A 10,555-nucleotide genomic window follows, 5' to 3' on the forward strand; every position below is an offset into this window, starting at 1 on the left:
TTAGTAGGTCATGGTAATCGACGTTGCACTTGTTTTAATGGTTGAACAACTGTCTGCACTTTCACAACCAGCGCGAGTTGATGGAGCCATCAAATCAGCCAAGTCCAACACACGGTCGCCATCGTTTGGTAGCGTTGCGGTTAAATCCACTAACGCTACAGAGCTTGCGTTGCCTCTTAATACCCAGTCACCACCGAACGGGTTAGTACCAAGTCCATTCTTTGCTGCGCCACAGATTTTTTCACTAAGTGCGCTGCGCTCACACAGTTTAGGGATGGTTAATGATGCTGGAGATGGTCGCCCTTGTGTGGCTTGAGCAATTTCAGCAGCTTGTGACATAAACATCATGGTGTTCATTTTGTACATAATGGTTGGGGCTTTTGACATAACGAACAGTAAAGCGACGACCACACCACTGATTATCATTACGGCCTCTAAACTCATTGCCCCTTGTTGTTTTGATTTTGCGTATTTGTTTCTCATTTAAAATGCTCCTTGAGCCATAGCAATGTTGAAAATAAGACTAATCAGACCACCAAAAGTGATGAAAGCGGTTAATGCTGCACCAATTTTGAGTCCTGAATTGCCCCATTGTTTAAGACGATTAACGTCAGTCAATAATTTTGCACGATGTATCTGTGCGCTTTTGTGTAGCGTTTCTGGTGTTTTGCCTATTCCACCAAGCAGAACTAAGGTGCTGTGCTCTTCATCAAGCAGCAACCCTGAGTTAAAAATATCCCCAACGTTACTTTCCCCTCCTCCTAGCGTCTTTAGCATGGTTTGGATGTGTTCAGCTAAATACGCAGAGCTTGAGGTTTGGTAATGCTGCAAGGACTCTTTTAAGCTATTGCCTACCAAGGTTTGATGGGCAATTGAGGCGAGTAAGTTTGCGCTTTGTATCAGTCGGTATTGACGATAAAAAGGCAAGTTATCGAGTTTTGCTCGATACGTACCACTTATGGGGAGTGTGACGATAACAAACACAATGAGCGCAAGCGCGAGTACAAGAATGCCTAATCCGTAATTTGCCCAAAACAGACCAAAGTGATAGGAAAACTGCGATAATCCGCCCCATCGATGAATGGTTAATTGTTTTATCAGCGACGGATAGGCATAGCTTGATAACAGCGCACTCACCGTAAATATACCCGTCAGGCCAAGTGTTGGTATCACCAACACGCGCAATAACGCCCCTGTACTGGCTTCATTTACGTGTAGTGTTCCAATGGCTTCACGAATGCCTTCTACAAATTGCCCCACGTTTTCGCCACTGGATACACTTTGGTAAGCACTGATACTCAACCATTGTTTTAATCCGTGAGAGAACGATAGTCCTTGTCCTATGGCATCCAAGCACGATTGCCCTACGGCCTTTTCAAGACCGTGACCATATAAATTCAGTTGAGAGGCTATGTCTCGTTGTTTGATACCAGAGCTAGAGAGTTGGGCTATTTTTTCAAGTAAGGCAATTTGTTTGTCTTTCTTGATGTTATTTTTTGCCACGACGTCGGCTCCTTTTGTTTGTGGCTGGCAGCGATTGAGTAAGCTCGACGTCTTGCTCTATTTCTTCCCAACGAAGTTGCTCGTATTCATCAACGGACGTTTTGCTTAATAGCCCGTTGACGCGCTCATTGGCTGTGAATATATCAATGTGACCACGTTTGATTTTTAGCGTGGCGTGACTGCTGATAGGCTTAAATCCTTTCGCTAACAACGCTTTACTCCAACCGATATAATCTTTGTTTGTGATAAAGAGACGGTCTTCATCATCAAGCACAATCATTTCAACCAAAGCGGTACGGCCTTTCTCGCCTTCATTGCAATGCTCACAGCCGTCAGGGTTCTTGAATCGCATCGAGGCTTTCATGTTTGAGCCGCCATTGTCCGAGAGCCAGCGAGTGACTTTTTGGCGTTGCTCATCATTTAAGTGCGCTTGTGCTTCATTAAATGAAATGCAGCAATGAGGGCATAAAGTGCGTACCAGCGTTTGATAAATCCACAACTTCATGAGATTGGGCGCCGCGATTAACGCACTTGGTACGTGCATTTGCTCGTTGAGCGTATGCGCGATACCTAAAGCGGAGGACGTATGCAGCGTTGAAAACATTATTTGCCCTGTTTCCCCTTTGCGACACACGTTCATTGCCCCTCTGGTATCACGAACTTCACCATGAAATTCAATATCTGCATCGTGACGAAGTAAGGCTTTTGCATAGGTAAACATTAAATCTTCATCATCGTTCTGATTTACGACTGAGGATTGAATGACACCTAAATCACTTTCAACGGGGTCTTCTAGGGTGTTCATGGCACGCCCTTTCCCTTTCAGCTCATTGAGTATGCCGATGATGGAGCTACTTTTCCCTGAGCCTGTTTGCCCAGCAAGTAAACAAATGCCAGAGGCACTGTACGCAAAGTTACGCACAATACTCACGTGTCCTTTTTCCCACCCTATTTCATCAATAGGGGTGATGGATTCTTTTTCATTTGTCCATCGAAGGGTGACTTGTCCCCCGTTATCTTTGGCTGGCAGATACGCAATACGCCACTCAGTATCACGACGACCACTGTTTGTGTTTAGCTCAATTTCAATGCGACCGTTATTGATTTTGCTTTGATAAAAATCAGAATCTTTATCAACGGCCAATTCGTTAAACAAATACCCGAATAACAGTTTTCCGTATTCATGCTCAGGGATAGACGGTTGCAATGATTGCATTCTTCCATCAATGCGCCCCTCTATTCGGGTTTCATGCGCGTAAAGTTCGATGTGAATATCGGACACACCGCGCAATACCGCATCTTGCAGTATGTTCACGGCACGTTTTGCGGTTTCATTGAGCTTATCAGTATCAATGATGGTGACGGGGTCATTATTGGTTCGGGAGATTTGGTCAATAATGAGATTAACAGCGGTACGTTCAATTTTCTTAACCGATACCGCAGCATGATGTTCAGGCAAGGTTTCAGGGTGCTTTTTAATTAACGCAAAGATTTTATCAATGGCTGGACTTTCAAAATCACAGGTATAAATCACGCCATCATTGGTCAGTGCAGCGTCTCGATGGAGAAAGTAGATGGATTTTAAATCTGCGGATTGGACGATGTTATTACTGACTAACATTCCCTGATTCCTTCTCAATCACAACCTTAATCGGTGCGGCCTTGATGTACTTGGTAATGAGTTTATTACCACGCTTAAACACCACGGTATTACGAGTGATGTCATGCACTTTCGCATCTTCTACCGACTCACCTTTTTTCACTGGAATAAGTTGTCCAGCAATATCAATAAAGGCGATCATGTTATTTGGGTTTGAGATAATGCTTTTAATCTGCAAACGCTCAATCACACTAGGGCTAGGCTTAGCTTGTTTTTGTTGAACAACCACGACTGGCTCAGGGTCGATATTTCCATACAACGCATTCTCTTTGAGTTCATCGAGCTTTTGTTGCCCTTCTAGCTCGATGATTTCTGCGTTAATGGCTTGAGTTTTGACAGTGCTAAGAAGTACCGTTTCTAACGCATTAATCATATCGGTTGCGTTATATGAAAGGGGAATAACGACCGATGGAACTGAGTCGTCTTTGTCTGCTTTATAATAAACCGATTTATATTGCATTGTTTGTGGCTCTTCAAACACCACAGGGGCGGTACTTGCTCTAGAGGTTGGAGAGCCGAGCGTATCGATGGCAATGGATGAAGCCATACCAACAATCAGTAGGCCACCAATGCCAACTGCTATTTTTTTCTTAGTTTCCATTAGAAATTCCGTGTATATCAATAGTGAGCGTTAAGGTGAACTCATTCGTTTCTAAGCGAGTGAGCGTCAATTCTGTTGCGGTAATGATAGGTGAATCAATTAACTCCCTAAGCACATTTAGATGACTGATGCTTCCTGTCATGGACAGTTTTAATGGGTGAATATCAATATTGCCTATTGGTATTATTGGGGATTTATCCACGGTGATGTTCAGCACATAGAACGCATCTAATAACGAGGCGAGATAACTATCTACTGCTACAGGGCTTAGTGAGGGCTTGTATTCCAGTGGGAATACAAACGATGACGAGCTTGGGTCATACAGTGGGGACAGCGTTGCGTTAGCATTGAGCCACTGTGTCCACAGCGTTTCTCGCACGTTATTTTTACTCACAATCACTTGCAGCCGCTTTTCACCTTCAATTAACGTCACAACGTCACCTTTTGTGGGTGGCGGTAAAAACGACGTTTCGGCTAACAGATAGAGCGCATTAGTTAGGGCGTTAGAGGCTGATACTTTTTTGGTTGAGTAGGATTGAAGAAATTCAGTCACGGTGACTGAGGTGGTGTCTTTTGGCTCAGGTTTCTGCATTGGCATAAACAGATACGCCAACACGCACAACCCAACAATCAGAGCCGCCACACCGCCCATGATTTTTACTGGTAGATAATTATCAATTTTCGCAAGCTGATAGCTATCCATCCACGCCATCTCTACAGGCTCAACGCTCACTACTTTTTCTGCATACGATAAAAAAGCGTTAGCGTCCGTAGGACTTAATATTGACTCAACACGATGACAATCGTAGGCGAAGGTTTGTATGAGCGAATCGAACGGCTCGATGTGCTCATACAGCAATTGACCGTTATCAAAGGCTGCGCCATACCATGCGTTTTCATTCAAACGTTCAATATAAACACAGCGACCAAGGCCGCTGTGTAATTGATTCGTTATTTTTATCCACTCACCATAAAGAGCCGCTGGCTCCATTGAGTGATAACGTCGAAATGTGTCTCCCTCTTCAATGATGTGTTCATACTGACAGGGGAATTGTTTCTGATGCCGCTTTAGCTCTTTTTTGGAAGAGAAGACAGCAAGATTGGCTAATTTCATTATCAATACCTTATTGAACTTTACGAGGCGTTAATAACACTAGGGTCTCAATTGTGTCGTTGCGCGTTCCTGAGCCACCAAACAGTTCAAGCCAAAAGCTTTTCGTTTGCTCTGCTGTGGTCGAGGTTTGTTTTACTGACGCAATAACGTAGGTTTGGCCGTAACGTAATTTGTTGGCAAAGGTGATTTCAGATTCTTGAGTGCTCAACATACCAAGGTTAATGTCACCGACACTTTCCGTTGAACGATTAGTGATTTTTTGCAGTTGCCCTGAAATACGTAACGAAACGTATTCATCCTGAACAATGGTGTTCACCATCATATCCACGCCTTCCACTTCCATTTTACGGGTCACACTGGCACTGACCACCCCTTCACTGCTTTCGCTTGAGGCTTCATAGATATAAGGGGTTTTGTTCTGTTGTGTGATTTTGGCTGGTTGATTGTTTAACATCATTGCAGTGATAGGCGTTTGAGTTGATACGCTCCCTTGCTTTTCAAGTACCTTGATGAAGGATTCTGTGCCCGTCCATTTTCCTGTGCCAGTAAACGCAAGACCGTAGCCAGCTCCTTCTGAAATGGTTGACGTACCAGGAACAAAAAATTGCAGTAATCCATTGCCGGTGTCTTTAACGATATTCCAATCAATGCCACGCTCAGTCCCTAAGTTTGAACGAAACTCAATCATTTGAATGTCCAGTGTCACTTGCTTAGATAGCTCTTTCTGATAATGATTAATGACCTGTTCAATGTCTTGCATTTGGTCAATCGTTGCTTTAACCGTAACACTAGAAAGCGCAGGAGATACCGCAATGGATTGTTTGGCTAACTCACCGCCCCCCAATACTTTTTCTAAACTGGCCGCAATTTCTTCTACGTATTTCATTTCCTTATATTCAACGTTCAGAAATTGCCCTTCAATACGCGCACTGTCTTCACCAGAGGTCGTGCCTTGTGAGCCTAATTGCCCTGACATATTTCCTGATGGAATATTCAGGGTAAAGACACGAGTGATGTATTTTGAAATCTCCAGACGGTCGTTTTTAAACTCAATACCATAGCCTGACTCTTTTGAGAGTGAGTTCAACACGCCTTGACGTGTGGACGAGAAGTTTAAGGTGACGAGTTTGCTAGGTTGAACGTCTTTTGAAAAATGGACAGGGATATTGACGTCACTCATGATGCTTTCAAGCACCACGGACAGCGGCAAATCAACCGCATTAATGCCGCTTGGCTCTTTGAGCCAATCGGTGTTTGCACTTTCAACGATTGGGCTTAATACCATTGGAGGCTTGGTAATAAAGCCCACTTTTTTATATTGATTTGGGCTAGACAGCTCAGTGATGTTTTGATGTACTGATTCGTTAAAGGCCACACTGTCTTTAAATTCTTGAGAGGCGCAGCCTGACAAGATAGCGACGACCAGAGAGCTACAGAGTAATTTACGCATTATAATTCTTCCTGAATGAACACTTGGCCTGTGGATTCAAGAATGCTTGAGTACACAGGATAACCATCAAGTACCGTTTCTAAGGCGGTGGTGATGTCATCGTATTGAGTGATGATGAAGTAATCGGCACTGAAGGCGTAATTGGTTTCAACAAGCCAGCTACGTGCGCTGTCTTCGGTGTCGTTCCAACGTAAGCCGTAGTTTTCGATAAGGCGTTTAGTCACTAAACGCAGCGAATCGCCTTGTACGTGAGTGAGTCGCACATCATCGTTAAAATCATAAATCCCAGCCACACGCGCTTTATCATCCAATATTAGATTAAGCGGCATATGCAATTGTTCAGAGAGTTCAACAAGGGCTTGCTTTAGGCTGCCGCTGAACGACAACGCAGCACCAGATGGAGAAGAGAGCAAGGCTCTATTCGTATCAGTCAGTGACCATGCAATGTTGCTGTAGCCTTCGGCTTTAAGCCATCGTTTGATGGCGGAGTTATAAGGCTCGTCTTTATTGACTACCGCTTCGTAATAGTCAGCCACAGGAACAAAAGGAGCCTGAACCACGGCTTTATTGGTATCAATCACCGTGGTTGAGCGAAAGACGGATAAATCACGTTCAATCACATGGCGATTGGTCAATTCAAAGTATTCGCCCTCGCCCTGATATTCAGGCTCAGAGGCGCACCCTGATAAAATCACCAACAATGAGGTTGCTAGTAGGTGTGGTTTACGCATTAGTTACCTCGTGAGAACGTAATAAGTTGATGCTCGTTATCAAGGATAATGGTGTTTTCTTCCCCGATAAGTAATTGAATGGCATCGACTAACGCCATTGTTCTGTGCAATTTTGCAGACGGTGGAATGGGTCTGTTTAAAAGCAGTTTTGCACTTTCAGGTGCAGGGTAATCGGTGAGGATACGATACCCCATCGGTTCAATCAGCCACGTTACCGCTTGCTCTACGTGGGTAATGTGAGTTGGAAAAATAGTGCGAACGGGCACTTGTAAAGCGTCTATGTTGACGGCCATAGAGTCAGCATTGGCATTCAGAGCCAGTGTCATACTCAAGGCAAATAACCATCGTTTCATGGTGAAATCCTGTTTTATAGGTAAAAAAAAGAGTCCTTATGATAAGGACTCTGCGAGTTGCAATCGGTGTGGTTCAATGGAGACGTGTATGGGTTCTTGGTCGCCATAGGCTTCAATGCCTGTGGTTTTGAACAAGAACGCCCCAAAAGCGTCAACATCGAGAGGTTCAATGATGGTTACGAAAATACACGTACCATCTTTGTCAGGGGATTGAACAATATTGCGAGAAGAAACGACCTTAAATCGACCGTTGTACTCGTAGTCAGTAATGATGACTTCGTCATCATCTTCAAAAAAGCTCGTCACTTTCGGTTTCCTGTTCAGTGGAGTCAGAAAGCAAAGTGATGCAGAATTTCTTGTCATTACATACGGGCGTGTTTTCTTTCAACACCATAGTTTGATTAAATGACGTGTTGCCCTGTTCAACTGCAAATGCATCAAGTTCGCCCACTTTAAAAGGGGTAATGATTGGCTCAGCAAAATATTGAACAAAAAACTCATAGGTATTTCGTTCAATATCAACAGGTCTTGCTGTGATGCGGACGCCCTCTTCAACGATTTGATGGACAGGGGTGTAAACCAAATCGTCTTTTTCTTCAGTTCCCGTCACATCCCATCCAGTAGTGAACTTTTTAGTTTCTAATGTAGAAAACGACCACGGCTCATTGGTTGGTAACTGGAAGGTAGATTGATATTGATGCTTATCAGAGAACTCGTAGGAGACATTGAACAGCTCAGCGTGAGCTGTGAACGAAAGTAAAGCAATCACTGGAAGTAATCGGTATTTTTTCATGTTCTATATCCTTATCTTAATTCTTGTGCCTTTTTGGTGGCACGTTGGTAATTGATACGTGATGTCCAGTTGTCTTTAGTGACAGGCGATGAATAACTGCGCTCTTCACAGATAAAGGCAAACAACCCCATACGATTAAGTAGGTCGGTTTGTACATCCACATTATGACAACGCAAAAACACGGTTTTTGCTGTCCCTTGCTTGTTCAGTTCAAAATCAGAAGGGCAAGAAATTAAGGCAGCAAAAGGAATGTCATTGGTTTTGTGTGGTGTTGGGCAATGCCCACAACTGGCGGTTAAATTTACGTCGATTATTTCGATGTCATCGATACTTAAATAAGTAACGTGAGTATTTGATACGTGAGCCAAACAAAAGCCAATTGCACTATTGATATGACGCTTTACTTCATTGCGTGGAAATTTGAAATCTGGTTGAGGTTTGTAACGACCATAAACCAGTTTTTGTACAAATTGAGACTCATCTTTATCACTTTCGGTGATGTCTGAAAGCGTCGCGTTAAGGGCGTGAAGTTCAGCGGTATCCAATAATGGTCTGTGCTGCTCTTTTTCACCAACTAAGAACAAAGCGTATTGCATGGTGTTATTACCTTATGTGATAAGAAGACACTCACTCAGCGATAAATACTTGGGTACTGTATATAGTTGTTCGGGATGCTTGCTGTTTTTTAGCCTACTGCCAATAGACTGCACGTTGAGGGATGTTGCTGTTTGTACGTACTTACAAGACTGATACCCCCTAATAGATTAAAAAAGTGTGTATTGTTACGTGTTGGCTTCACGAATGGTTTGACCATTAACAGACGGGTTTTCTTTAGTGTTTGCCACACACTAAAACCAAGTATTTATCGCTGAGTGAGCTTGTGATGCTATTTGCATCGTTGAGTAAACCCAAGAGAAGGCGGAGGTGATAACATCAATCCATCCTCATGTATTTGTCGTAATTGCCATTGATACCATTTGTCATCGATGCGTTGTTTTGCTTCACGATCGATACGTTCAGTACGTGGTTTATTGCCTTCACGCATGAGAGAAATATTAAGTGCGGCTTCGCGTATTTCATTTTGGGTCATTCTCACAACCATTCCTTTTTATCCGTGATGATTAGGTAAGCTCGCTTATGCAAGTGAGCTTGCCTAATAAAATGCTATGGCGCTCTGAACGTGGATATTCACACGGCAGGCACTTCCATAGACTTACTGCTGTTTTCAACGCATTTTCAGTGATCTAATAAGTCTTACACTCCTCATAAAAGTGGCTTACCGATAGCATGTTTAACTGCACAGCAGCGGACAGGTTCCCAAATTCTTAAAGAGCGGTAGATCCAAAAGTTGGATCTTTATTCAAAAAAGAACACTAAATTCTGTTAGTATTCTTTTTGTGAACATTGTTTTTGACGATTTCAAGGGCTTCTGCTCGCTTACTTCTGCCGTGTTTTTCTGCTTGAAGAGTGAGTAGACGATTGGTCTCTTTATCGAGCTCAAACCAAAGGCCGACGGCTTTTGAGGCTGTTTTTTTTGTCATGAATTGCCTTTTTAGCGATGAATAAAGCTATTTACCATAATATACACGTTGCGCACTTGCGTAACTTATTGAAAAATAAGAGTAAATGTTTATTTTGATTATTTTTGATGTGCGCGTGTAAGCAGATTAGAAAAAAAGTGCGTGATAGATTTGTTGTATAGGAATATAATCCGTGATTAGTTATCACTGATTATAGCGAGCGCAATAGGTAGCTCTTAAGTTATTGATAACACTACGTATTATGTATATTATGGTAAATAATTTTAAAAAAATATCAGTGATTACTTGATGTTTTTAGCGCATCTCTTTATAATTATTCATAGTTCTTGAAGTGAGAGTGCAACATATAGCGCTCTGCTCACCATGTAATGCCTCGTGTGATATATGGTGTATTTTTGCTAAAGAATTAGAGTGTGTCGGACCGCGAATCTGACCAAAAAGCATTCGCAAATAAGCCGTCTTCCCGAAAGTAGACGGCTTTTTTTGTGCCTAAAAATCAGGGGGTTGATCTTTTGGATCTTTTCCTCTACATTATCTACTCAATGTTTGGCGTCGCAACCAAGCATCCCTAAAATCTTTCGGAATCATACAATGACCAATTTAATACCAGCGGGCATATTGCCTGTGAAACTCAGACCCAATTTTAGACGCATCCCCTCCCCTCTTCATATAATGATGAGTGTTCGAGTGTGTTTAGAAGGTGTGTCTGATGTTAGAAGCTAACCTAGCCACTTCGTTACAAAACTCGACCACGCACTCAAAGAAATGGGCGATAGCCCCTGTTTGGTATCCTGATGAAGCATTAGGTG

The 10,555-nt window shown here is 42.9% G+C and carries 13 protein-coding genes; all 13 read right to left on the bottom strand.

The window, feature by feature from the left end; all coding sequences use genetic code 11:
• The 13 genes from PX700_RS19635 to PX700_RS19695 all read right to left on the bottom strand — a co-directional run bounded on the left by PX700_RS19635 (position 1) and on the right by PX700_RS19695 (position 9,746).
• On the bottom strand, positions 1-483 hold the full coding sequence (locus PX700_RS19635; protein WP_479521664.1) for a hypothetical protein: 483 nt from the start codon (positions 481-483) through the stop codon (positions 1-3).
• The gene (locus tag PX700_RS19640; protein WP_479521665.1) at positions 484-1,503 is read right to left on the bottom strand and encodes a hypothetical protein; all 1,020 of its coding nucleotides are present in this window, start codon (positions 1,501-1,503) and stop codon (positions 484-486) included.
• Positions 1,490-3,124: a GspE/PulE family protein gene (locus tag PX700_RS19645; RefSeq protein ID WP_479521666.1), complete on the bottom strand. Its 1,635-nt coding sequence runs from the start codon at positions 3,122-3,124 to the stop codon at positions 1,490-1,492. The genes PX700_RS19640 and PX700_RS19645 overlap by 14 nt, the downstream gene beginning before the upstream one ends.
• On the bottom strand, positions 3,111-3,785 hold the full coding sequence (locus tag PX700_RS19650; protein ID WP_479521667.1) for a hypothetical protein: 675 nt from the start codon (positions 3,783-3,785) through the stop codon (positions 3,111-3,113). The genes PX700_RS19645 and PX700_RS19650 overlap by 14 nt, the downstream gene beginning before the upstream one ends.
• A complete protein-coding gene (locus PX700_RS19655; RefSeq protein WP_479521668.1) occupies positions 3,754-4,878 on the bottom strand; it encodes a hypothetical protein in 1,125 nt (374 codons plus the stop codon). The genes PX700_RS19650 and PX700_RS19655 overlap by 32 nt, the downstream gene beginning before the upstream one ends.
• Positions 4,879-4,888: 10 nt before the next feature.
• The gene (locus PX700_RS19660; RefSeq protein WP_479521669.1) at positions 4,889-6,328 is read right to left on the bottom strand and encodes a type II secretion system protein GspD; all 1,440 of its coding nucleotides are present in this window, start codon (positions 6,326-6,328) and stop codon (positions 4,889-4,891) included.
• Positions 6,328-7,059, bottom strand: coding sequence for a hypothetical protein (locus PX700_RS19665; RefSeq protein ID WP_479521670.1), 732 nt, complete (start codon positions 7,057-7,059; stop codon positions 6,328-6,330). The genes PX700_RS19660 and PX700_RS19665 overlap by 1 nt, the downstream gene beginning before the upstream one ends.
• Positions 7,059-7,412 carry a hypothetical protein gene (locus tag PX700_RS19670; RefSeq protein WP_479521671.1) on the bottom strand — a complete coding sequence of 118 codons (354 nt, stop codon included), beginning with the start codon at positions 7,410-7,412 and terminating at the stop codon, positions 7,059-7,061. Before PX700_RS19670 ends, PX700_RS19665 begins: the two co-directional genes overlap by 1 nt.
• Positions 7,413-7,448: 36 nt before the next feature.
• A complete protein-coding gene (locus PX700_RS19675) occupies positions 7,449-7,718 on the bottom strand; it encodes a hypothetical protein (protein WP_479521672.1) in 270 nt (89 codons plus the stop codon).
• The gene (locus PX700_RS19680) at positions 7,702-8,205 is read right to left on the bottom strand and encodes a hypothetical protein (protein WP_479521673.1); all 504 of its coding nucleotides are present in this window, start codon (positions 8,203-8,205) and stop codon (positions 7,702-7,704) included. The genes PX700_RS19675 and PX700_RS19680 overlap by 17 nt, the downstream gene beginning before the upstream one ends.
• 11 nt (positions 8,206-8,216) lie before the next feature.
• Positions 8,217-8,801 carry a hypothetical protein gene (locus PX700_RS19685; protein ID WP_479521674.1) on the bottom strand — a complete coding sequence of 195 codons (585 nt, stop codon included), beginning with the start codon at positions 8,799-8,801 and terminating at the stop codon, positions 8,217-8,219.
• 290 nt (positions 8,802-9,091) lie between these two features.
• Positions 9,092-9,301: a hypothetical protein gene (locus PX700_RS19690; RefSeq protein ID WP_479521675.1), complete on the bottom strand. Its 210-nt coding sequence runs from the start codon at positions 9,299-9,301 to the stop codon at positions 9,092-9,094.
• Positions 9,302-9,578: 277 nt separating this feature from the next.
• Positions 9,579-9,746, bottom strand: a complete 168-nt coding sequence (locus tag PX700_RS19695; RefSeq protein ID WP_479521676.1) for a TraY domain-containing protein — start codon at positions 9,744-9,746, stop codon at positions 9,579-9,581.
• Positions 9,747-10,555 lie beyond the last annotated feature (809 nt).

The organism is Pseudoalteromonas sp. TP27 (assembly GCF_056470645.1).

Bases quoted from the DNA above. Each gene is read 5' to 3' on its own strand.
- PX700_RS19660 (WP_479521669.1), bottom strand. From the start codon at position 6,328: ATGCGTAAATTACTCTGTAGCTCTCTGGTCGTCGCTATCTTGTCAGGC.
- PX700_RS19670 (WP_479521671.1), bottom strand. From the start codon at position 7,412: ATGAAACGATGGTTATTTGCCTTGAGTATGACACTGGCTCTGAATGCC.
- PX700_RS19645 (WP_479521666.1), bottom strand. From the start codon at position 3,124: ATGTTAGTCAGTAATAACATCGTCCAATCCGCAGATTTAAAATCCATC.
- PX700_RS19655 (WP_479521668.1), bottom strand. From the start codon at position 4,878: ATGAAATTAGCCAATCTTGCTGTCTTCTCTTCCAAAAAAGAGCTAAAG.
- PX700_RS19680 (WP_479521673.1), bottom strand. From the start codon at position 8,205: ATGAAAAAATACCGATTACTTCCAGTGATTGCTTTACTTTCGTTCACA.
- PX700_RS19685 (WP_479521674.1), bottom strand. From the start codon at position 8,801: ATGCAATACGCTTTGTTCTTAGTTGGTGAAAAAGAGCAGCACAGACCA.
- PX700_RS19695 (WP_479521676.1), bottom strand. From the start codon at position 9,746: ATGACAAAAAAAACAGCCTCAAAAGCCGTCGGCCTTTGGTTTGAGCTC.
- PX700_RS19665 (WP_479521670.1), bottom strand. From the start codon at position 7,059: ATGCGTAAACCACACCTACTAGCAACCTCATTGTTGGTGATTTTATCA.
- PX700_RS19635 (WP_479521664.1), bottom strand. From the start codon at position 483: ATGAGAAACAAATACGCAAAATCAAAACAACAAGGGGCAATGAGTTTA.